Annotated in this window: 26 protein-coding genes; 11 read left to right on the forward strand and 15 right to left on the reverse strand. The window is 72.7% G+C overall.

Going from position 1 to position 21,252, the window contains the following annotated elements; translation table 11 throughout:
- The 3 genes from V3N99_09590 to V3N99_09600 all read right to left on the reverse strand — a co-directional run bounded on the left by V3N99_09590 (position 1) and on the right by V3N99_09600 (position 2,693).
- On the reverse strand, positions 1-735 hold the full coding sequence (locus V3N99_09590; protein MEO3936995.1) for an aspartate/glutamate racemase family protein: 735 nt from the start codon (positions 733-735) through the stop codon (positions 1-3).
- A 162-nt stretch (positions 736-897) separates the two neighbouring features.
- On the reverse strand, positions 898-1,587 hold the full coding sequence (locus V3N99_09595) for a GntR family transcriptional regulator (GenBank protein ID MEO3936996.1): 690 nt from the start codon (positions 1,585-1,587) through the stop codon (positions 898-900).
- Positions 1,588-1,898: 311 nt separating this feature from the next.
- Positions 1,899-2,693 (reverse strand): SDR family NAD(P)-dependent oxidoreductase, encoded by a 795-nt coding sequence (locus tag V3N99_09600; protein MEO3936997.1) that lies wholly within the window; start codon positions 2,691-2,693, stop codon positions 1,899-1,901.
- 25 nt (positions 2,694-2,718) lie between these two features.
- On the opposite strand from V3N99_09600, the gene V3N99_09605 reads away from it, so the two are divergent.
- Entirely contained in the window at positions 2,719-3,066 is a 348-nt protein-coding gene (locus tag V3N99_09605) for a phosphatase PAP2 family protein (GenBank protein ID MEO3936998.1), read from the forward strand.
- Between the two features lie 51 nt (positions 3,067-3,117).
- On the opposite strand, the gene V3N99_09610 is transcribed toward V3N99_09605, so the two are convergent.
- Entirely contained in the window at positions 3,118-4,218 is a 1,101-nt protein-coding gene (locus V3N99_09610; protein MEO3936999.1) for a radical SAM protein, read from the reverse strand.
- 89 nt (positions 4,219-4,307) lie between these two features.
- Between V3N99_09610 and V3N99_09615 the strand changes: the two genes are divergently transcribed.
- The 3 genes from V3N99_09615 (at position 4,308) to V3N99_09625 (ending at position 5,373) form a co-directional block, all read left to right on the forward strand.
- Positions 4,308-4,712, forward strand: a complete 405-nt coding sequence (locus tag V3N99_09615) for a sulfurtransferase TusA family protein (protein ID MEO3937000.1) — start codon at positions 4,308-4,310, stop codon at positions 4,710-4,712.
- A complete protein-coding gene (locus tag V3N99_09620) occupies positions 4,709-5,068 on the forward strand; it encodes a DsrE family protein (GenBank protein ID MEO3937001.1) in 360 nt (119 codons plus the stop codon). Before V3N99_09615 ends, V3N99_09620 begins: the two co-directional genes overlap by 4 nt.
- 98 nt (positions 5,069-5,166) lie before the next feature.
- Complete coding sequence (locus V3N99_09625; GenBank protein MEO3937002.1) at positions 5,167-5,373, forward strand: hypothetical protein; 207 nt, start codon at positions 5,167-5,169, stop codon at positions 5,371-5,373.
- Between the two features lie 348 nt (positions 5,374-5,721).
- Here V3N99_09625 and V3N99_09630 read toward each other — a convergent pair whose 3' ends face one another.
- A complete protein-coding gene (locus V3N99_09630) occupies positions 5,722-6,162 on the reverse strand; it encodes a hypothetical protein (GenBank protein ID MEO3937003.1) in 441 nt (146 codons plus the stop codon).
- Complete coding sequence (locus V3N99_09635; protein MEO3937004.1) at positions 6,155-6,391, reverse strand: hypothetical protein; 237 nt, start codon at positions 6,389-6,391, stop codon at positions 6,155-6,157. Before V3N99_09635 ends, V3N99_09630 begins: the two co-directional genes overlap by 8 nt.
- A gap of 440 nt (positions 6,392-6,831) precedes the next feature.
- Here V3N99_09635 and V3N99_09640 point away from each other — a divergent pair, with 440 nt between their 5' ends.
- Together V3N99_09640 and V3N99_09645 are read left to right on the forward strand one after the other, a co-directional pair.
- Complete coding sequence (locus V3N99_09640; GenBank protein ID MEO3937005.1) at positions 6,832-8,169, forward strand: NAD-dependent succinate-semialdehyde dehydrogenase; 1,338 nt, start codon at positions 6,832-6,834, stop codon at positions 8,167-8,169.
- A 76-nt stretch (positions 8,170-8,245) separates the two neighbouring features.
- Positions 8,246-8,725, forward strand: a complete 480-nt coding sequence (locus V3N99_09645) for an SDR family oxidoreductase (protein MEO3937006.1) — start codon at positions 8,246-8,248, stop codon at positions 8,723-8,725.
- Positions 8,726-8,777: 52 nt separating this feature from the next.
- On the opposite strand, the gene V3N99_09650 is transcribed toward V3N99_09645, so the two are convergent.
- The 5 genes from V3N99_09650 to V3N99_09670 all read right to left on the reverse strand — a co-directional run bounded on the left by V3N99_09650 (position 8,778) and on the right by V3N99_09670 (position 13,805).
- Entirely contained in the window at positions 8,778-10,238 is a 1,461-nt protein-coding gene (locus V3N99_09650) for a hypothetical protein (protein ID MEO3937007.1), read from the reverse strand.
- A gap of 149 nt (positions 10,239-10,387) precedes the next feature.
- Positions 10,388-10,663, reverse strand: a complete 276-nt coding sequence (locus tag V3N99_09655) for an alpha/beta hydrolase (GenBank protein MEO3937008.1) — start codon at positions 10,661-10,663, stop codon at positions 10,388-10,390.
- Positions 10,664-10,791: 128 nt separating this feature from the next.
- Positions 10,792-12,306 (reverse strand): NAD(P)/FAD-dependent oxidoreductase, encoded by a 1,515-nt coding sequence (locus V3N99_09660; GenBank protein ID MEO3937009.1) that lies wholly within the window; start codon positions 12,304-12,306, stop codon positions 10,792-10,794.
- Between the two features lie 87 nt (positions 12,307-12,393).
- Positions 12,394-13,413 carry an NAD(P)-dependent alcohol dehydrogenase gene (locus V3N99_09665; GenBank protein MEO3937010.1) on the reverse strand — a complete coding sequence of 340 codons (1,020 nt, stop codon included), beginning with the start codon at positions 13,411-13,413 and terminating at the stop codon, positions 12,394-12,396.
- A 62-nt stretch (positions 13,414-13,475) separates the two neighbouring features.
- Positions 13,476-13,805 carry a hypothetical protein gene (locus V3N99_09670; protein ID MEO3937011.1) on the reverse strand — a complete coding sequence of 110 codons (330 nt, stop codon included), beginning with the start codon at positions 13,803-13,805 and terminating at the stop codon, positions 13,476-13,478.
- Positions 13,806-13,993: 188 nt separating this feature from the next.
- Between V3N99_09670 and V3N99_09675 the strand changes: the two genes are divergently transcribed.
- Positions 13,994-14,908: an AraC family transcriptional regulator gene (locus V3N99_09675; protein ID MEO3937012.1), complete on the forward strand. Its 915-nt coding sequence runs from the start codon at positions 13,994-13,996 to the stop codon at positions 14,906-14,908.
- Here the strand turns inward: V3N99_09675 and V3N99_09680 are convergent.
- The 4 genes from V3N99_09680 to V3N99_09695 form a co-directional block, all read right to left on the reverse strand.
- Positions 14,898-15,392 carry a DUF4395 domain-containing protein gene (locus tag V3N99_09680; protein ID MEO3937013.1) on the reverse strand — a complete coding sequence of 165 codons (495 nt, stop codon included), beginning with the start codon at positions 15,390-15,392 and terminating at the stop codon, positions 14,898-14,900. The two genes, V3N99_09675 and V3N99_09680, sit on opposite strands and share 11 nt — an antisense overlap.
- A 119-nt stretch (positions 15,393-15,511) precedes the next feature.
- Positions 15,512-16,189: a hypothetical protein gene (locus tag V3N99_09685; GenBank protein MEO3937014.1), complete on the reverse strand. Its 678-nt coding sequence runs from the start codon at positions 16,187-16,189 to the stop codon at positions 15,512-15,514.
- 146 nt (positions 16,190-16,335) lie between these two features.
- On the reverse strand, positions 16,336-17,247 hold the full coding sequence (locus V3N99_09690; GenBank protein ID MEO3937015.1) for a methyltransferase domain-containing protein: 912 nt from the start codon (positions 17,245-17,247) through the stop codon (positions 16,336-16,338).
- On the reverse strand, positions 17,244-17,429 hold the full coding sequence (locus tag V3N99_09695; GenBank protein ID MEO3937016.1) for a hypothetical protein: 186 nt from the start codon (positions 17,427-17,429) through the stop codon (positions 17,244-17,246). Before V3N99_09695 ends, V3N99_09690 begins: the two co-directional genes overlap by 4 nt.
- Before the next feature lie 537 nt (positions 17,430-17,966).
- Between V3N99_09695 and V3N99_09700 the strand changes: the two genes are divergently transcribed.
- The 4 genes from V3N99_09700 (at position 17,967) to V3N99_09715 (ending at position 21,250) form a co-directional block, all read left to right on the forward strand.
- The gene (locus tag V3N99_09700) at positions 17,967-18,182 is read left to right on the forward strand and encodes a hypothetical protein (protein MEO3937017.1); all 216 of its coding nucleotides are present in this window, start codon (positions 17,967-17,969) and stop codon (positions 18,180-18,182) included.
- An 88-nt stretch (positions 18,183-18,270) separates the two neighbouring features.
- Positions 18,271-19,371 carry a glycosyltransferase family 1 protein gene (locus tag V3N99_09705; protein MEO3937018.1) on the forward strand — a complete coding sequence of 367 codons (1,101 nt, stop codon included), beginning with the start codon at positions 18,271-18,273 and terminating at the stop codon, positions 19,369-19,371.
- Positions 19,371-20,468 (forward strand): glycosyltransferase, encoded by a 1,098-nt coding sequence (locus V3N99_09710; GenBank protein ID MEO3937019.1) that lies wholly within the window; start codon positions 19,371-19,373, stop codon positions 20,466-20,468. The genes V3N99_09705 and V3N99_09710 overlap by 1 nt, the downstream gene beginning before the upstream one ends.
- Positions 20,465-21,250 carry a glycerophosphodiester phosphodiesterase family protein gene (locus V3N99_09715; protein ID MEO3937020.1) on the forward strand — a complete coding sequence of 262 codons (786 nt, stop codon included), beginning with the start codon at positions 20,465-20,467 and terminating at the stop codon, positions 21,248-21,250. The genes V3N99_09710 and V3N99_09715 overlap by 4 nt, the downstream gene beginning before the upstream one ends.
- The last annotated feature ends 2 nt before the right edge of the window (positions 21,251-21,252 follow it).

Consider the following 21,252-nt stretch of genomic DNA (forward strand, 5'->3'; position numbering starts at 1 on the left):
CTAGCCGAGGCCGAAGTCCGCGAGCAGCCCCTCGTACGCCTTGACCCGCGGACCGGCGAACTCCTCGACGGTGCTGGTGCGCAGGCCCAGCGTGACCAATCCCTGCACGGTGACGGTGGCGGCGGCGACCCCGTCGACGACGGGAGCCCCGATCGCCTCGGAGATGTGGGCGCAGAGATCGGTCATCCCGGCGCAGCCGAGGACGATCACGTCGGACTGGTCGCGCTCCAGCGCCTCACGGCACGCAGCGGTGATGCGTTCACGGGCGCCGGGCGACGTCTCGAGCTCGAGCACCGGGATCTCGCAGGCGTGCACGCCACGGCACGCGGTGGAGACGCCGTAGCGCTCGGCCAGGTCCCACGCCCGGCCCCGGGTGCGGCCCAGCGTGGTGACCACGCTGAACGAGCGGCCGAGGTAGGTCGCCGTGCGCATCGCCGCCTCGGCGATCCCCACCACCGGGCCGCGCGCCAGCTCGCGGGACGCGTCGAGGCCCGGGTCGCCGAAGCACGCGATGACGTAGGCGTCGACGCCCTCGGCCTCCCCCCTCGCCACCTCGGCGAGGATGCCCGGCACGGCCAGCGCCTCGTCGTAGTGGCTCTCGATCGAGGCCGGGCCCATCGCCGGGGAGACCGCGTCGACGACGACGCCGGCCCCGGCGACCGCTCGGGCACTCTCCCCGATCAGCGACGTCATCGACCAGGTCGTGTTGGGGTTGATCACGCGGATACGGATCATCGAGTCGGTCTCCTTCGTCCGTGGGACTGGCCCGGGGGCGCCCCGGTGGGAGCGACGCTAGCCCCGTCGCGCTACGGGATTGAAGGGCTGCAGACATATATGTGGGATATACGAGCGGTACGCCTCAGTCGCCCTCCGCCACCCCAGTCCCCGCGCCCGAGGTCACACCTCGCCGGCGGCCCGTTCGAGTCGCTTGTAGTGCTTGCGGGAACGCCTGACCAGCTCGTCCGCGTCGCGCGCGAGGAAGGCAGCGAGCATGGCGCTGTGGTCGGCGTACATGCGCTCCCGCTCGACGGCCGTGACCGTGGACATGGGTTGCGCAGGGTCGGTGACGTTCCACACCAGCTCGAACATGTGCAGCAGGCGGTGCATCCGCGACGGGGCGAGGAGAGCCAGGTGGAACCGGCGGCTGTCCCGGTGGTATCCCCGGTAGTCGTTCGCCGCCAGCTCCGCCGCCAGTGCCGCATGCACCTCGACGGCGACAGCGTCGTCGTCGTCGGTGGCTCGGGCGACCGCCGACCGCAGCGCGGCTGCCTCGAGGACCTCACGGATCACGTAGAGCTCCCGCAGCTCGTCACGGGTGAGCTCGGCGACACGGTAGCCCTGGCGCGGCACGTGGTCGACCAGTCCCTCACCGATGAGGGTCTTCAGTGACTCGCGCACCGGGATGACGCTCACCGCGAAGAACGAGGCGACATCGCCCAGGGGGATGGCGGTGCCGGGCGCGGCGTCACCGGCCAGGATCACCCGACGCAGCTCCTCGAGGATCTCCTCCTGGCCGCAGGGCCGGCCGGGACTGAAAGACACCAGCCGCGCGACCAGCCCCGACGGCGACGACGATTCGTCGGCCACAGCGACCCTCCTCGACTCGGCGTCGAGCGCACTCGACCACCGCGCTCAGGCCACGACCCTCGCACGTTTCTCTCAGGAGGGGGTAGCGTGCCTCGCTCGTGCCCACGACCTCAGGTCTGGTCGAGCCACCGGATGACCGCTCGGCCACGGCGGTTTCCAGCAGGGTCCTCCCAGAGGTCGAGCTCGGTCGAGATGGCGCGCACGTGAGACTCGACCCCGCCCCCCAGGTGCCCGAGGGCATTCGCCCTCGGTCTCCACCACCAGCGTGGCCTCGACGTCTCCACCGAGGGTGGCGTCCCGGCAGCCGCTGGTCACGGCGCCCGCTGCTCCGCAACAGAGTTCCCCCCGTCCACGACCAGGCACTGGCCCGTGACGTACGCCGCTCCGGGCGTGCAGAGCCAGGCGACCGGCGACGCGACCTCATCGGGGGTGCCGCTGCGGCGCATGGGGGTGGTCGCTCCCTGCCGTGCTTCGTCCTCGGTCTGCGAACCGGAGGCGATCCATCCCGGCGCCACCGCATTCGCGGTGATGCCGTCAGCGGCCAGGTCGACGGCCAGAGAGCGGACGAGGCCCACGACGCCCGCCTTCGCTGCGGCATAGGCCGCGTCCCCGCGCATCGCCATCACCGGGCCGGTGACGCTGGAGACCATGACGATCCGCCCCCACCCGTGGGCCCGCATGATCGGCACGGCGGAGCGGGTCATGAGGAAGGCTGTGTCCAGGTTGCGCCGCAGGCCGTGCTGCCAGGCGTCGTATGCCAGTCCGTCGACACCGCCGGAGAGGGCGTCGTCATCGCTCACCGACACCATTCCCGCGTTGTTCACGAGGATGTCGACGGTGCCCCAGAGTCCCATGACCCTGGCGACGACGTCGTCCGCGGCTGCGGGGTCCGTGAGGTCGGCGACCACACCGGCTGCCCGGACGCCGGCTTGCTGCAGGTCGTGCACCCGGTCGTGGACGCGGTCAGTGGTGGCGGTGAGAGCCACGGCGGCACCGAGCTCACCGAGCCGCCGACAGACGGCCATGCCGATGCCGGTGGCGCTTCCGGCGCCAGTCACGACGGCGACGCGCCCCGTCAGGTCGAGCCCGGTCATGATCGTCTGCACCTGCAGAGGGTGTCAGACCCTGCCGGTGGCGTCACCCCAGCAGCCTCCGCACTGCCCACGGCAGGATCTGGTCGCCCGCCACTGCCCAACCCGCCCTCAGAACGGACTCGCACACCATGACGCCCCGCCGACCCGGCTCTCGGACCTCGGGGCGCCGGCATCCTGCGCCCCAGACAGATGCTGGCACGCCACCGCCACCGCCATCGGGGCGGCTGCGGTCGCGGTCGCCGCCCTCGCCCTCGTCACCAACGGCGTGCACTTCCCGAGCGACGTGATCGCTTCGGTCGTCTGGACCCTGGCCGTCGCCCCGGCGGTGCGCTACCTCTGGGTCGACCTCGTCATGCCCCGGGTGCCGCTGCTCGGCACGGGGTGACAGGAGCACTGACGCCGGGCGCGCAGGGGCCAGGTCAGGGCTGACCGACAGTCACGCGCACCGGAACACCTCACGCCCGGACGCCGTGGCGGCCCCCTGCACCGCGAGGGTGTCACGGACGACGCCGAAGACCTCCTCGAGCGGCAGGGGTGAGTCAGCGATCCGCAGGTTCGGGTTGGTGACGGCGACCGGGTGCCACCAGGCGCCGTCAGCGGTGATGGTGGGCTCAGGCTCGAGGGTGTCGATCGAGACGTGCAGTCCGGAGTCGGCGAATCCCTCCTGCGCGACCGGACGGATCAGCCGGTCGTCAGGCCCGATGCCCTCACCGTCGAGGCGGGCGTGCAGAGCCTGGACGCCCGACAGGTCCTCGTCGTACATCGTGGCGGCTACGCGCACCCGGAAACCGAGCGAGCGGGCGAGGCCGATCCCGTCCAGAGCGCGGGCCCAGGACCCGGCACCGCGCTGACGGTCGTGCACGTCGGGGGTCGCCGAGTCGAGACTGACCTGCAGCACCACGTCGCGGTCCAGCGACTCCAGGGTCTCGCGGCGGCGACCGCGACCGAAGACCATCGCGTTGGTGAGGATGGTGCGCGACAGCCCGGCTCCGGCGGCCACCAGCTCACCCAGGTCGGGGTGCATGAACGGCTCGCCGCCGGTCAGGAACAGCTCGCGACCACCGCTCGCGGCGAACTCGCGGAACACCTCCCGGGCCACCTCGGCGGGCAGCCGACGGGCAGCGGCCCGAGGCGACGACTCTGCGCAGCAGTAGAGGCAGGCGAGGTTGCAGTCGAAGTTGGTGTAGGCCCACAGCCGGTGGCCGACCGGTGTGCGGTCGCCCTGGCTGAAGACGCTCGTCGGACGCACCGCGGCCTGTGACTTGGCCACCGCGAACCACCACGGGCCGGACGCGGTCTCGGCGAGCTCACCGGTGACCGGGTGACCCGCCAGCTCGGCCCAGACCGGGAGGTCGACCGCCACGCTCGGCTCCTGGCTGCGGATGGCCAGCACCTCACCGGCGTCCAGCTGCCGCATCGTCCGCGTGATCAGCAGCAGCAGCCCACTGCCGCAGTCCATGTCGCCTCCGTCGAGCAGCCTCGCCACCGAGCCGAGCTCATGAGGAACCGACGGGTCGCTGCACGGAGAGTCAGGCATGGGTCGAGCCTAGGCGTGCGTGTCAACCGGGCGTCAGGGGGCGAGTGTCGACCCGGCCCCAGGGGATGAGCCGCGCTACTGTGGCGGGCGTGCCAGAGCCTCAGCGCAGTGCCGACGACGGGGGTGCCTCCGGCGCGATGCTGGCTGCGCCGTCGAGCCCGGAGATCCCCGTGTTCGACGGTGGCGACCTGGCCTGCGGCGAGCTCCTGCTGGGTCTGCTCAAGGCCCTGACCGACGTCGCCGACGGGACCGCGGTGAGGGTCGTCGCCACCGACCCCGCGGCCCCCATCGACATCCCGGCCTGGTGCCACCTCACAGGCCACGACTACGTCGGCGCCGGGACTCACACGGATGGCCGTCCCTGCTTCGACCTGATCTTCTCCGGGGCCGCCCGCCGCACCCGACCGGGCCGTCCCTGGCACCTCGACGACGTTGCACCCGGCGTCGCCCACGACCCACCTCCACCCACCCCGAAGGGAACCACCGCATCATGAACGGTCTGGTCATCAACCTCACCCACTCCTCCGACGACGTGGATCGCACCAGCGTCGCCATGGTCGTCGCCGGCGCCGCTGTCGCGTCGGCCCAGCAGACCTCGGTGTTCCTGTCCTCCGAAGGGGTGCGGCTCGCTCAGAAGGGCGTTGCCGAGACCCTGCACGAAGAGGGCTTCGCTCCCCTCGGCGACCTCGTGTCCAGCTATGTCGAGGCCGGCGGCACCTTCCTGGTCTGCAGCCCCTGCGCCAAGAAGCGTGGCATCGGTGAGGACGACCTGATCGAGGGTGCGACGGTCGTCGGCGGGGCGAGCCTGGTCGCCCTGCTGGCCAAGGGCGCAGCGTCGTTGTCCTTCTGACGCGACCCCGAGCGGCGGGCGTCAGGCTCGCCGGGATCCCGACGTCCCGACCAGCCCGGTCGGGACGTCGTCCAGGCCCACCTGGAAGAGGCTTGGTCATGAGTGGTGCCACGAGTCGGGCAGCGACCACGAGCGGCAGCCAGGAGTCTCCGGGCCACGCCGCCCTGATGGCCAGGGCCCTCACCGCGCTGAGCATCGTCACCGGGCTCGTCTGGCTGACCAACGGCGTGGCCACGCTGATCGGCAGGGCGACCTACGACCTCGGCTCCCTGTCGTTCATCCTGGTCAGCCGCGGGGTGGCGTAGGGCGTCGCCGAGATCGCCTCGTCGTAGACCTCCATCGCGCCGCTGAGGGTCTTGTCCGCGACGTCGTCCTGCCGAACTCGGGTTCTTCGGGTGGTTCCTCACCGTCGCCGAGCTGGCGATCGGTCGGGGACTGGTCCTCGGGTGCTGCCTCGGGCGGCCACCAGCGCCAGGGTTGCCGATGTGCGCCGAGGATAGACCGGGCGGGTGCCGCCGGTCACCGCGAGCTTCTCGGGGGGTCTGGCCTGTGCGGTCCTGTGACGCTGGGTCCCACCACTGAGCCGCGGCAGCCGATCCGGGGCCTGCGTCACCCGCACGTCACAAACCCGTCATCTGCCCCGGCCTGGCCAGTCAGCGGCGGCGTCTCGCGGCGACCACGACGAACACCGCGGCCACGGCTGCGACCACCGCGCCGACCACGACCCGACCACCGAGACGACCGGTGCCGTATGCCGTCGCCGTCCGGATGATCGTCGGGAGCCCGGCCACCGTGGGGGTGAACCGCACGGCCCCGGCCGGCGACAGACGCACGACCCCCAGCCGCCGACCGCGCGAGGTCACGGCCACCGGGAGGTCCGAGACCTGATCCAGCGGGAGCCAGTCCGGCAGGTCGGTGAGCCCGGCACCGCGCAGGCCGAGCCCCGGGACGCACCGCAGGAGCACGCCGGGATCGACGACGTCGAGCACCAGACCGTCGGTGCTGGTCAGCCGGGCCGTCGTGACCCCCCGGTCGTCGCCCACCTCGAGATCGAGGTCGGCGACGACCTGGAGGCGGCGACCGGTGTCAGCCACCGTTCTTGGCGGCGGCTCCGCGGTTGTCCTTGTCGGAGGTCGTGATGCGCAGGGTGCCGTTGAGCTTCCAAGTGGCGGCGGTGTTGTCGTCGCCAGCCGCCCTCGGGACGTCGATCTTCATGTCGACGAAGGTGTAGTCGATCGTGGCCTCCTGCCCGGTCAGGTAGGACCACATGTCCCGGCCGAGGTCGGAGAAGGTCGTGGTGTTGGAGGTGTCGTTGCTGGTCATGAAGATGCTCCTGTGGATCGATCGCGAGGTCGGCTCGCCGTTGAGCGCGGAAGGGAGAATTCCCTTGCCGCTCAGTGCCTTCGACCCTAACTTCCCTGACCACCGCTCGCACTCCTCGTGACCCACCAACGGCAGTCGCAGGCCCAGGGCACGGCGTTCACCCGTCTCGAGGGCACCGACGAGCCCACCGGAGAGCAGACAGCGCGCTGCCGCTGTCGGCGAGCGCGTCCATCACGTGACCGAGAGCCCGGACTCGTCGCGGACGCAGGCGAGCTGCGTGCCGTCGGCGACGAACGCCGTGGCCTCGAGCGGGGATCGGCTGGTGGCGTCTGCCGAACCTACCGCCCGATGGACCCTGACGACCGGCCCGGTGGTGGGAGTAGCGTCACGCCCTGAGCCCCACCGACCTGCCCAACCCCGCAACGCCAAGGAGACCCGAGATGGACTACGCAGTCCTCGACCCCGCCACCGGAGACGTGGTCCGCAGCTATCCCACCGCGACCGACACCGAGGTGTCGGCCGCGATCGACGCGGTCGCTGCCGCGCACCGCGCCTGGGCGGCGCGCTCGGTCGCCGATCGGGCCGCCGTCGTGCGCACGATCGGGACGCTGCACGCCGAGCGGGCCCAGGAGCTCGCGGCGATCATCCAGCGCGAGATGGGCAAGCCCCTCGACGAGGCCGTGGGCGAGATCGAGTACTCCGCCTCGATCTACGAGTACTACGCCGACCGCGCCGAGACCTTCCTCGCCGACCAGCCCATCGAGCTGCTGGCCGGTGAGGGCACGGCCGTGATGCGCCGCAGCTCGGTCGGGGCCCTGCTCGGCATCATGCCGTGGAACTACCCCTACTACCAGGTCGCCCGCTTCGCCGGCCCGAACCTCGTCACCGGCAACACCATCCTGCTCAAGCACGCACCGCAGTGCCCCGAGTCGTCCGCCGCCATCGAGGCGATCTTCCGCGAGGCGGGCTGCCCCGACGACGTCTTCGTCAACCTCTACGCCACCAACGAGCAGGCCGCGACGATCATCGCCGACCCGCGCGTGCAGGGGGTGTCACTGACCGGCTCCGAGCGGGCGGGCGCGGCGGTGGCCGAGGTCGCGGGACGCAACCTCAAGAAGGTCGTGCTCGAGCTCGGCGGCTCCGACCCCTTCATCGTGCTCAGCTCCGACGACCTCGACGCGACCGTCGACGCCGCGGTGGCCGCCCGCCTCGAGAACACCGGCCAGGCCTGCAACGCCGCCAAGCGCTTCATCGTCGCCGACGCCCTCTACGACAGCTTCACCGCCAAGCTCACCGAGAAGATGGCGGCCGGCTGGTCCGGGGCCCCGCTGTCCTCTCCGCAGGCGGCCAGGAACCTCGCCGAGCAGGTCGACCGGGCCGTCGCCCAGGGGGCCCGGCTCGCCACCTCGGGCGAGCGCGACGGGTGCTTCTTCCCACCGGCCGTGCTGACGGGCGTCACGACGCAGAACGACATCTACCGCGAGGAGCTCTTCGGCCCCGTGGCGACGGTCTACCGGGTCACCGACGAGGAGGCGGCGATCGAGCTGGCCAACGACACTCCCTACGGCCTCGGGTCGTATGTCTTCACCACCGACCCCGCGCAGGCCGACCGGGTCGCCAACGCCCTGCAGACCGGCATGGTCTTCGTCAACGGCGTCGGTGCCGACGGCCCCGAGCTGCCGTTCGGAGGCGTGAAGCGCTCAGGCTTCGGCCGTGAGCTGGGCAGCCTCGGCATCGAGGAGTTCGTCAACAAGAAGCTCGTGCGCGTCATCGGCTGAGCCGGCCGGGCGGGGGCCGGCACGCTTCGGCGGCCGGTCCCCCGGGTAGGCCACCTCCCGCAGGAGGGCCCGCAACCTGACGACCGAGCAGGCGTGCATCGACCTCGTCGAGGCCACCGGGCAGCGCGTCGGCCGCATCGACGTCGTGACCCTCGGCGCCGGTGAGCAGCGAGCCTCCGACTCCGTCCTCGACATCCCGAGCGACTACTTCGACTCGGTGATGAAGACCAACGTCTGCGCCCCCTTCTGGCTCGTCAAGGCGGCGCTGACCCCCATGCGGCCCGGGTCGAGCATCATCACCACGTCGTCGATCCGGGCCTGCCGGCCCTCCCCCGACCTGGTCCACTACGCCAGCACTAAGGCGGCCATCAACACCTTCAGCAAGGCCCTGGCCCTGCAGCTGGGTGCACAGGGGATCCGCGTCGGGGCCACGCCTCTCGGCCGTCCGGGTCAGCCGGCCGAGTGCGCCCCCGCCTCCGTGTTCCTCGCGTCGGCCGAGTCGTTGTACGTCAGCGGCGAGACGCTCGGCGTCACCGGCGGGAGGCCCACCCCCTGAGCGCACGCACGTCGAGCGGCGCGAGCACCAGGGTGCAGGACGGCTATGACGGCTACGGCCTGGCCGGCCGGGCCACCCCCGTCGACGCCCCGGCGTCGACGAGGGGTGGCGCCCGGTGGGCGGCGGCGGCCAGTGGTGCCGTCGCCAGCTCGAAGGTCCCCGCCGCGTCGAAGACGACGTTGGCGGAGCCGGCCGCGTTGAACGCGAAGAACGCGTCTGTGCCGGGGCGCGGTGGCAGACCGAGCCCGATGATCGCGCCGTTGGCCACGATGCCCCCGGCGTTGGCGTTGACGCTGCTCACCGTGGGGCGGATCAGGTCGGAGGGCCAGGTGGTGAGGTACGACGCTCGGGTCGGGCTCACGAGGGTGAGGTTGCCGGCGATGCCCGCCGTCGTCGGCGTCACCACCGGGGCGCCCGAGAGGGCCCGGGTCTCGCCCGGCCCGAAGGCGGGCCCGCCCAGCTCGGCGCGACGGGTGTCGATGAGGCGGCTCGAGTTCATGAACGGCACGAAACGAGCGTCCTGGGCACCGTCCGGCGTGCTGCCCGGGGTCGTCATCAGCCCGACGACGTCGACGATGCCGTGCACGGTCCCGGCGGGCACCCGGGCCAGCACCATGATCTGCGGCAGGCCGTCAGGGTTGTCGTGGCCCACCTTGACGATGGCGAGGTTGGACTTGTTCTCCCCCCGACGGAAGTTGACGCTCGAGGTGGCCGGCGGGTTGTCCGGCCCGGAGTCGCCGTCCCAGGCCGTGAAGAACCCCGACCGGGTCGCGCTGACGGCCGAGATGTTGACGACGGCCGCGGTGATGCTGTTGTTGAACGCCTGGTCGGTGAAGTTGAAGACGAGCTTGTACCAGTAGTAGTCGCCGAAGGGGGTCGCCGGGCTCGTGGTCCTGGTGTCGAGCTTGCGGTAGGGCTCGACCCCGGTGAAGCCGCCGTACTGCATCCCGGCGCTCTGCGCCCCGGCGTCGGTCGCGGCGTAGTAGCCGACGACGTCGATGATCGCGTCGATCGAGCCGACGGCGTTGAAGATGCTGACCCGTCCGTCGGCGTGCAGGGGCACCGTGACGAGGTTGGTCAGGCTGTCGAGGCTGCCGATGTTGATGGACGACGTCGGGGGCCTCATCACGTCGGCGGGGTAGACCGTGAGGAAGGTGCCCGCGGTCGGGTGGACGGTCGAGAGGTTGAGCACGACCGCACTGACCTCCGAGGCAGCAGGCAGCCGTCCCGTGCCACCGAGCATCGTCGTGACGACCCCCCCGGGGCCGATCTTGCCGACGCGCGAGAGCCCGGTGCCGTCACGGGTGTCCATCATGCGCAGGGGCGCCAGCGGCACGTAGGCACCGTTGGGAGCCGCCGTGGCGAGCCCCGGCAGGGCCGTGGTCGCCGACGCCTCGGTGGGGCTGAGGGGGGTGACCGTCACCGCGAGCGCGGCGAGGGCGACGGCGACCGTGAGCAGGCGCCTGACGGTCGTGCCGAGCGTTGCGGCAGGGTCGTGCGAGAGCGAAGGCATGCGGATGAGGTCCCCCCGTGCGCAGTGACGGCCGCGGTGTCCTGGCCGGGCCCCGACTGGGCCGAGCCCGACTGTAGGACGCGCGGGCGCCTCAGCGCCGGGGAATGACGGAATATCCGAATCCGCGCTGCGACGGGACTCACGAGCAGTCAGCGGGCGGAGTCAGCGACCCTCGTGATCCGCAGGATCGCGTCGAAACAGGCCACGGCGTCGTCGGCGAAGGGCAGGTGGCCGCAGCCCGGCAGGGTGACGTGCCGCGCCCAGGCCATCTGCCACTGCGCCCGGGCCGACTGGGTGCGATGGGTCAGCAGCAGGTCACGCGAGCCCCAGGCGATCGTCACCGGCACGGCGCGCAGGGCAGGGGTCGTGCGCGGCTCCCACCGACCGACGCCCGGGTCACCTGTGCCGCTGCGGTCGCCGTCCACGGTGCTCCTTCCGGCGGTCGCCCCCGCTCGAAGATCTTCGAGTTGTGGCGACCCATATCGGGCAAGGCCCTCCACAACTCGAAGATCTTCGAGTTGTGGCGACAGCGGCGCGGGCGAGCCGTCCGGTCCTACTCGGCGCCGACCTCGGCCGGCCCGCGCGCCGTCACGAGGAAGTCGGCCGGGTCGAGCCGCGCTGTGCGCCGGGCGTACTCCGAGGCCGACCCGGGCCAGTTGGTGACGATGCGACCGCTGGCGGCGCGGTACCAGCTCGAGCAGGTGGCCCAGACCGAGCGGTCGAGCCTCGCCAGCAGCTCGGTGTCGTAGGCCGCCTCGACCTCGGTGCGCACCTCGAGGGCGCCGCCGCCCTGGGCCGCGAGCAGCCGCGCCGCCTGGGCGATGTAGCCCGCCTGCGCCTCGTGGAAGTAGACGACCGAGGTGTTGCCCGTGTTGGTGTTGGGGCCGTAGACCAGGAAGAGGTTGGGGAAGCCCGGCACCGACAGGCCGAGGTAGGCGTGCGCGCCACCGGCCCAGGCGTCGGCGAGCCTCGTGCCTGCGCGACCGACGACCTCGAGGGGCGCGACGAGGTCGGTGGCCGCGAACCCCGTGCCCAGGACCAGCACGTCGGCCCGGTGCAGGCGCCCGTCGGCGGTGCGCACCCCCTCCTCCTCGACGCGGTCGATGGCCTCGGTGACGAGGTCGACGTCCGGGCGAGCCAGAGCGGGGAACCACGTGCTGGTGAACAGCACCCGCTTGCAGCCCATGCGGTGGTCGGGCGTGGCGCGCCGCCTGAGCTCGGGGTCACGCAGCTGGATCCGGCGCTGGGCGGTGGAGGCGAGCCGGAGCGCTCCGCTCGCGACCGCGTTACCCGTCACCGCCAGCCCCATCAGCTGCGTCACCCGCCAGGTCGTCTCACGGCCGATGTGCATCGATGCCGGCACTCGCTGCTTGAGGGCGCGTGACACCCGGCCGTAGCGACGGGCGGGCTTCGGCAGCGTCCACGGCGCCGAGCGCTGCAGCACCGTGACGTGCTCGGCCGGGCCGGCGATCACCGGCACGATCTGGATCGCGCTCGCCCCGGAGCCGATCACGGCGACCCGACGACCAGCCACGTCGAGGTCGGGCGTCCACCGGGCCGAGTGGACGACCGGGCCGCCGAACGTCTCCAGACCCTTGATCTGTGGCACGGCGGGCTTGCTCAGCTGGCCGACGGCCGTGACGAGCAGGTCGCACTCGAGCACCCTCCCGTCGGCCGTCTCGACCGCCCAGGTCGTCGACGCCTCGTGCCAGACCGCCCGGACGACCTCGGTCCCCAGTGCGAGGTGCCGGCGCAGGTCGAAGCGGTCGACGACCGCCTCGAGGTAGGCCTGGATCTCGTCGGCCGGGGGGAATCGGCTGGACCAGTGCGGGTTCGGAGCGAACGAGAACGAGTAGAGCGGCGCGGGGATGTCGCAGGCGCAGCCCGGATAGCGGTTGGCCAGCCACACCCCGCCGACGGCCTGCGCCGAGTCGACCACCACGAGGTCCTCGACCCCGGCCTGCTTGAGGCGCACGGCTGCCGCGACCCCGCCGAAGCCGGCTCCGACCACGATCGCCCGAGGCGCCCGACCCGCGGGATCGTCGGGCCGTGGGAGTGCGAGGGACACTGTCGCCTCCTGGACTCAGATGGGGGTCAGCCGCGAAGCTACCAAACTGTTGACGCCCCGCCCATCGTCTCGGACGGAGAGCCGCCCTCACTCCTGCGGGCGGACGACGGACTTCAGGGCACCGGGGTCGGTGCGGGCGGCCGTCAACGCCGACTCGGCCTCGGCGAGCGGGAAGTGCCCGGTCACGAGCGGCGCGAGGTCGACCCGGCCCGAGGCGACGAGCGCGATGGCCGTCGGCCAGGTGTTGGCGTAGCGGAAGGTCCCCGTGACCGTGAGCTCGCGCTCCTGGATGCGTGACACGGGCAGCGTCGCCTCGTCGCCGCCCATGCCGACGAGGACGGCCCGGCCGGCGCGGGCCAGCGAGCGGAGCCCGAGGCCGACGGCTGTGGGGTGCCCGGAGCACTCGAGCAGCACCGTCGGCTCGGGCCCTCCCCCGAGCGGGACCCCGTCGTCCGACCGCGTGTCGACGACCCGTGTGGCTCCGAGGGCCGAGGCCACCGCCAACCGTGCGGGCTGGACATCGGTCACGACCGTCTCGGTGGCGCCGAAGGCGCGGGCCACCTGCAGGGCCAGGAGCCCGACCGGCCCGGCTCCGGTCACGAGGACCCGGTCCCCCGCCGTCACGCCGGCCTTGCGGCAGGCCCACACCGCGACGGAGACGGGCTCGAGCAGCGCGGCACGGTCGAGGTCCATGTCGTCTGGCACGGGGTGCGTGAAGGACTCGTGGGCGATCACCAGCTCGGCGAACGCGCCGTCATACGGGGGGGTGGCGTAGAACCGCATGGCCGGGCAGAGGTTGTAGCGACCGGCCAGGCACTCCGAGCAGACGAGGTCGGGGACGCCGGGCTCGATCGAGACCCGGTCGCCCACCGTGACCCGCGTGACCCCGGCACCGACTGCCGCCACGACACCCGCCGCCTCGTGACCGAGCACCATCGGCCGGTCGACGACGTAGCTGCCGATGCGACCGTGCTCGTAGTAGTGGATGTCCGACCCGCAGACCCCCACCGACTCGACCCTGACCACCACCTGCCGCGCTCCAGCGACCGGGTCCGGTCGCTCCTCCATCCGTAGGTCGTTCACCCCGTGCAGCACACTGGCCCGCATCGTCGTCTCCTGTCGGTCCGGGCGCAGGGCGGGTGCCCTGCGGCGAATGGGTGTGGGTCTGGTCAGTCCGGCGTCACGACCGACCAGGACGTCCAGTGGGTGGAGGGGTGCCGGAGGCGGCCGTCGACTCCATCGGCACCCGAGAGCGCACGGAGGATCTCGCGACCCCACTCGCCGCCGCTGCAGGCCCGGGCCCGCAGGAGCTGCTCGACACTCCACTCCTCGTGCTGGTCGATGACCGCGCGGGCAGCGTCCCGGGCGTCGCTGGCCAGATGGGCGCGCAACCGCCTCTCCCGGGACGGAGCAGGGGCGGCCAGCTGCTCGAGGGCCCAGGCCAGCCCCTCCAGCATGAGCAGCGCGCTGACGGGGCTCTGTCCGTGAGGATCCGACATGCCTGCCCCCTTCTCGGCGCTGCTCGGTCGCGGGCAGTGACCCGGATCGGCCACGACCACCATCGACTCAGGCTAGTCACGGCTCTGGGTGGCGGCTAGCGTGCGCCGTGCCGCAGTGTGGTACTCAGATTCCCGTCGACACCCGCTCCGAGCGTGGACGGGTCCCGCTGCGGGATGGAGGAGACCACATGACCAGCGCCCGTCACCTCTCCCGGCCGACGCTCGTCGCCGAGCAGCTGGTCGGCCGCCCGGCCGGGCGGGAGGTCGTGATCACCGACCCGGACAGCTCGGTGCGCTGGCACCAGCACGACTACCCCTACCCGCAGGCCCAGTGGAACTACCACCCGGAGCTCGAGGTCCACCTCATCCGGCACGGGACGGGCCGCTTCATCGTGGGGGATCGCATCGGGACCTTCGGCCCGGGGCACCTCGTGCTCGTCGGTCCCGACCTCCCGCACGAGTGGATCAGCGACCTCGAGCCCGGTCAGACCCAGCACAAGCGCGACACCGTGCTCCAGTTCGAGCAGGACTGGTTGCGCTCGTGCCAGGCGGTGCTCCCCGAGCTGGACGCCGTGCAACGCCTCGTCCACCAGGCCAGTCGCGGCATCGAGTTCTCGGGGGACGCGGCCGCTGAGGCCGCCGAGCACCTCGAGGCCATGGGGACCAGCACCGGCCCACGTCGACTGGCCCACTTCTTCCACCTGTTCGCCATCCTCGCCACCGCACCATCGGGCGACCGGAAGACGCTCGCCCACGAGTGGTTCACCCCCCGGGGCGACCGTGCCGCCGAGGTGATGGACCTGACACTGAGATACATCGTGGCCAACCTCGGCGGCGAGATCCGGATGAGCCCGCTGGCCCGGCAGGCGGGCCTGAGCGACTCGGCCTTCTCCAAGCTGGTGGTGCGGGCGGGCAACCTGACCTTCACCGAGCTGGTGCGACAGCTGCGCCTGTCCCAGGCCTGCCGGCTGCTCCAGCAGAGCGACGCCACCGTCGCCTCCATCAGCCACGAGGTCGGCTACACCAACCTGTCGAACTTCAACCGGCAGTTCCGTCGGGAGTACGGCGTGACCCCGAAGGAGTTCAGGGCCGTCAGACGGTGACGCCCGGCCGGCGTCGCAGCGAGATGTCGGCGCACTCTGCGCACGTGTCGTCCGAGACGACCCCGGCGCGGATGAGCAGCCCGAAGACGTAGCACCCGGCGCAGAAGCCCAGACCCCCCTCGAGCGCCGCGAAGACCAGCAGGACCGACAGCAGCACCACCGTCACCACGGGGGCCCCGAGGGCCAGGGCCAGGGAGGCGCCCACGGTGAAGGTGAGCCCCACCGCCTGGGCGAAGCGCTTGGGGGCACCGGCCACCATGCGGGGCGCCCCGAGACGCGGCGCGACGACGGTCGCGGCGAGCCGGCCCAGCGGGCTCCAGCGCGGCCCGTTGGCCACCCGGAGCGCGAAGCCGACGGCCATCAGGGCGGTCAGCCACAGCCATCCGGTGGCCAGGGCGACGACCGCGAGCACGACGACCCCCGACGCGACGACCCGAGCCGCCTTCTCGTTGACCACGGAGGGAAAGGTGAATGCTGACTTCATGGAACCCATAACAACGGATTATGGCCCAGTGTTCCCGACCCGAACCAGTCGGACGAGACCGTATGGAGCCCCGACGCCGCGGCGCCGGGGCTCCATACTCCCCGGTGCGGGTCCGGACCTCAGGCCGACGGCGTCGCCGTGCCGCTCGACCCCGGGGGCGTGCCCGTGGTGCCGCCCTCCGGACCGCCGTGGCCGCGACCGCCGCCGCCGGGTCCTCCGGTGTGAGCGGTGAAGGTCGCGAGGTCGGCGCTGACGTCGTACATGACCCTGGCGCCGGCCTTGGTGCCCAGCACGTCGTAGGAGCCGTCGGCGTCCTGGCGCACGGCCGTGACCGTGACCGTGGGGTCCTTGGCCGTCATCGCCGCCGTGACCTTGGTCAGCTCGGCCCCCGAGACCGCGGTGTCGGACGACCCGCCCGGTCCACCGTGACCGCCGCCGCCGGGTCCCCCGGTGTGAGCGGTGAAGGTCGCGAGGTCGGCGCTGACGTCGTACATGACCCTGGCGCCGGCCTTGGTGCCCAGCACGTCGTAGGAGCCGTCGGCGTCCTGGCGCACGGCCGTGACCGTGACCGTGGGGTCCTTGGCCGTCATCGCCGCCGTGACCTTGGTCAGCTCGGCCCCCGAGACCGCGGTGTCGGACGACCCACCGGGGGCGCCAGCACCGAAGGAGGAGCCGGACGTCGACGAGACGGCGCCCGTGGCGGGGGTGCCGGCGCTCGCGAGGGTGGAGCCACCGATGACGATGGCGACGGCCGAGCCGGCGAGTGCGGCTCCGATGCCAATCTTCTTGAGAGACATGGGAATAGGTCCTTCCGGGGTCGGGGCTGGCATGGCGCCGGCCCCTGGTGTCGTCCTCACCATCGCCGCCCAGACTGTCGGCAGGATGTGCGGGCCCCAGCGATGTCCTGGGAAGTGACGCGCACCCCGAGCGACTCCACAGACCCTCAGTCGGCCTTCTGGGCCACGGTGTAGCGCACGTCCTGGACGAAGCCGAGCGACCCGTCGGGGCGGGCGGTCTCCGCGAGCCGGGCGAGGGCCTGCTCCTTGACCTCGGCGCGCTGCCCGGCCGGCACCGCCAGCCACATGGCCCGTTGGCCGACCGACATCGAGAAGCGGTACCACTGCTCGGCGTCGGCGAACTCGACCGCGAGCGCGAGGTGGCTCGTGCGCGGCTGCACGTAGCCCGACCCGGTCAGCAGCCGCTCCATCCCCTCGTCCGAGGCGAAGGGGCCGGCGACACCGCTCGTCCGGGCGTCGAGCATGCCCGGCGGGAGGAACGGGCGGAACACCTCGTCGACGCGCGACCAGGCGAGGTCGGGGCTGCCGAAGGTGGCCACGCCGAGGCGACCCCCCGGTCGCAGCAGGCGTGACCACCGCACGAGCGCGATGGGCGGGTCCGGGAGGAAGAAGAGCACGAGCGACGAGACGATGACGTCGAGACCCTCGACGTCGGCCTCGCCCCACGCGGGATCCTGGGCATCGGCCACGACGAGGTCGACCCGGCTGACGCCGTCGACGCCCGGCAGGTCCGCTGACTCCACCACGCGGCGGCACTGCGACACCATCCGCGCCGACAGGTCGGCCCCCACGACGTGGCCCTCGGGCCCGACCGCGCGGGCCAGCGGGAGCAGGGCCGCTCCGCGTCCGCAGCCCAGGTCGAGCGCCCGCTCGCCAGGCTGCGGGTCCACCGCCTGCACGAGGCCGGCACCGATGGGCACGAAGAAGTCGACCCCCACCTGGTCGTAGGTGTCGGCCAGGTCGTCGAAGAGGGCGGCCACCCGCCGGGTCGGGCTCGGCTCGCTCGACTCGCCCGACTCGCCCGACGCGCCCGACGCGCCCGACGCCGCGCGGGTCACGACGGCGGCCGATCGGAGGCGGCGACCGTGAAGGGGGCTCCGTGCCCCGGGACGACGACGTCGGCGAGCGTCAGGATGCGTCGCCGGCTCACCTCGAGCGCGCCCTCGTCGCCCGAGTGCTCGCCCCAGAGGTCACCCTCGTAGGTGGAGGCACTGTCGACGACGACCGCCCGAGGAAACATGCCGACGTTGCGCGTGTGGTCGACGTGGTGGTGGGTGAGGAAGTCGTGGCTGACGTCGCGACCTCCAGCTGGTGCTGCGCCAGCCCAGCCACCAGGTCACCCCGGTCGCGCAGCAGCCCGGGGTCGACCACGATGACGACGTCGCCCGAGCGGACGAGCGAGATCGTGCCCTGCACCGGCGCGCCGCCCGTCCCCTCGCGGACGTAGCCGGTGACCAGGATGTCGACGCGCGCCATGGCTCCTCGCATTCTCCGGCGCTCGGGCCGGACGGTGTGGTGTCTCCCGCCAGCATCCTCGCGCCGTCAAGCCCGTCTCTGCGCCGCGGACAGCGGGCTCACACTCCATCATCCGATCGGGAGACCCCCTCATCCGAACGGCCGCTTATCGGGTTATACCTATCATTTCGGACTTATAAGTCAGTAGCGTCTTCCTTACCGGCCACGTCCACCGCCCACTCGCAGGCTCCCCACAGCGCCTCCGAACAGCGGCCCGCGACCCTGATCCTGCTCGACCCCTTCCCGACCCAAGGACGACCCGATGCCTCACGCTCTCCGTCTTCGCACCACCACCCCGACCCACCTCGTCTCCGTCCCGACCGCCCGCGCCGAGCGTGGGCTGCGCGGATGGTGGGCTCGCAACGTCGTCGCCATGGACCCGCACCCCGAGAGCGGCCTGCTCGACCAGCTCGACCGCGAGACGCCGGCCCGGTTCGGACCCGCCCCCCTCGACGACCTGTCCCGGCGCGTCGCCTGACCCCGACGCACAGCGTTCACGACCCCGCCGCCGCGGAGTCATCCGCTGACCACCGTCCGGGGGGGCCGCCCCTGATGTCATGGGCGGCGTGAAGGTCGCGATCGTCACCGAGTCGTTCCTGCCCCATGTCAACGGCGTCACCCGGTCGGTGATCCAGGTGCTGCGCCACCTGGTCACTGCAGGCCACGAGGCCCATGTGCTCACACCGGGCGACCCCCCGCTCTCGTGCGAGGGGGTGCCCGTCACCGGACTCCCGTCGCTCGCTCTGCCCGGCTACCCGCAGGTGCGGGTGTCCCTCGCCACGGCCACCCGCGTCGGCCGTGAGCTGACCCGCCTGCGACCCGACGTCGTCCACCTCGCATCGCCGTTCGTGCTGGGCGGCCCGGTGGTGCGGGCGGCAGCCGCCCTCGACGTCCCCGTCGTCGCCGTCTACCAGACCGACATCCCCGGCTACGCGGCCCAGTACAACGTCGCCGCCGTCACCGGTGCGGCCTGGCGCCGCGTCGTCTCGATCCACGAGCGTGCGGAGGTCACGTTGGCCCCCACCGCGACCGTCGCTCGCTCCCTCGAGGCTCACGGCGTTCCTCGCGTGCAGGTCTGGCCCCGCGGGGTCGACACCGAGGCGTTCCACCCCGGCCGTCGTCGGCGCGACGCACCCGCCCCGCCGGTGCGCGTGGGCTTCGTCGGACGCCTGGCGCTCGAGAAGCACGTCGAGCACCTCGCCGCCGTCGCCGACCTCCCCGGTGTCGAGCTGGTCGTCGTCGGCGACGGTCCAGAGCGCGAGTCGCTCGAGCAGGCCCTGCCCACAGCGCGGTTCACCGGTCTGCTCACCGGGGCCCAGCTCTCGCGGGAGACCGCCGACTTCGACATCGCCGTGCAGACGGGCCCGCACGAGACCTTCTGCCAGGCCGCCCAGGAAGCCATGGCCAGCGGCGTGCCCGTGGTCGCCGTCGGTGCCGGCGGCCTGCTCGACCTCGTCGACAACAGCCGCACCGGCTGGCTCTACGAGCCCGGCGACCTCGGGGGTCTACGGGCCCACGTCGCCGACCTCGCGGGCGACCGGCGCAAGCGGGAGGCCATGGGCGCCGCCGCGCACGAGTCGGTGCGCCACCGCACCTGGGAGAGCGTCTGCGCGGACCTCGTCGAGCACTACGAGGCCGTCCGCTCCGTGAGGGCCCGGCGCACCTGATGCGTATCGTCCACGTCGCGAACGCGTATGCCGCCCACAGTGGTGGCATCCGCACCGCCGTGCGTGCCCTCGGTCGCGGCTACCTCGCCGCCGGGCACGAGTTCGTCCTCGTCACCCCCGGGGAAGCCGGAGGCGAGTCGTCGTCCGACTGGGGCAGGCACGTCGAGCTCACCGGCACCCCCGTGCCCGGGTCCGGCGGCTACCGTGCCCTCACGCGTCTCGCGCCGGTGCGTGAGGCGCTCTCGGCCCTGCAGCCCGACCGGCTCGAGGTCTCGGACCGACTGACGCTGCGCGCCCTCGGACCGTGGGCCCGCTCGGTCGGCATCCCCTCCACCGTCTTCCTGCACGAGCAGCTCGCCGGGGTCCTGGCCGCCTTCTCCCCCTTCGGCCCGACGCGCTGGCGCGCGGTGGTCGACCGGCACAACGCCGGCACGGTCGAGCGCTTCGACACCGTCGTGACCACGACCCGGTATGCCGCACAGGAGCTCGAGCGCATCGGCGCCCCCTCGCTGCACGTGCCCCTCGGGGTCGACCTCGAGCGCTTCTCGCCGCCTCCGTCGCGGGTCACGCGCCCGGCCCACGAGCCGCTGCTGGTCCTGTGCAGCCGCCTCTCGCGCGAGAAGCGCCCCGACCTCGCGGTCGAGGCGCTGACCCACCTCGCCGCCCGGGGGGTGCACGCCCGCCTCGTCGTCGCCGGCGACGGCCCGATGCGGCGGTCGCTCGAGCGGATGGCGCGCGGTCTGCCGGTCGACTTCGTCGGCCACCTACGCGTCCGCAGCGAGGTGGCGCACCTGTTGGGCGCTGCCGACGTCGTCGTGGCGCCCGGACCCATCGAGACCTTCGGGCTCGCCGCGCTCGAGGCCCTCGCCTGCGGCACGCCCGTGGTCGCCTCGCGGACCTCGGCGCTCGCCGAGCTGGTCGTCCCCCGCGCCGGGGCGCTCGTGGCTCCGGAGGGCGCGGCGGTCGCTGCGGGCATCGCGCACGTCCTGGGGCTCCCGGAGGACGAGCGGCGGGCAGCAGCGCGCCGCCGGGCCGAGGAGTTCCCCTGGACCCGCACGACCGCAGCGCTCCTCACCCTCCACGGCGCCGCCGCATGACCCGCTACGGCTCCGAGACGGGACCCCTCGCCGTCGCTCATCGGGGCGGCGCGGGTCTCGGCCCCGAGAACTCCCACGCAGCCTTCTCGCTGTCGGTCGCCCTCGGAGTCAGGTACCTCGAGACCGACGTGCGGCTCACGGCCGACGGGCGGCTGGCGTGCTTCCACGACACCCGGCTCGAGCGCGTGACCGGTGCTCCCGGTCGGGTGCGGTCGCACTCGGTCGAGCAGCTGCGTCGCCTGCGCATCGCGCGCCGTGAGCTCATCCCGACGATCGACGAGCTGCTCGACTGGTTCCCCGACCGGCGGATCATGGTCGACGTCAAGGACCGCGACGCGGTCGGCCCGCTGGTCGAGGCGATCCGGCGGGCGGGCGCCGCGGACCGCGTCTGCGTCGCCGGCGCCTGGGACCCGTGGCTGCGCGAGGTGCGGCGTGAGCTGCCCGGGGTGACCACGGCGCTCGGATGGAGTGCCCTGTCGGCACTCGTGCTCGCCGCGCGCACCGGCATACGACCCTGCTCTGCGCTGTCCACCGGCGAGTTCGCCCACGTGCCATGGGCGCTCGTCCGCCGGCCGGGAGTGCTGCCCCGTCTCGTCGACATGGCGGCGGCGCTGCGGGTGCGCATCGCCGTGTGGACCGTCGACGACGCCCCGACCATGCACCACGTGCTCGACCGCGGTGTCGACGCCGTCATCACCGACCGCCCCGACCTGTTGCGTGATGTGCTGGTCGCCCGCGGTCAGTGGACCGGCACCGTCTCCCCTCTCGACGCGAGGCGCTGAGG

The organism is Dermatophilaceae bacterium Soc4.6 (assembly GCA_039889245.1).
GTDB lineage: Bacteria > Actinomycetota > Actinomycetes > Actinomycetales > Dermatophilaceae > Lapillicoccus.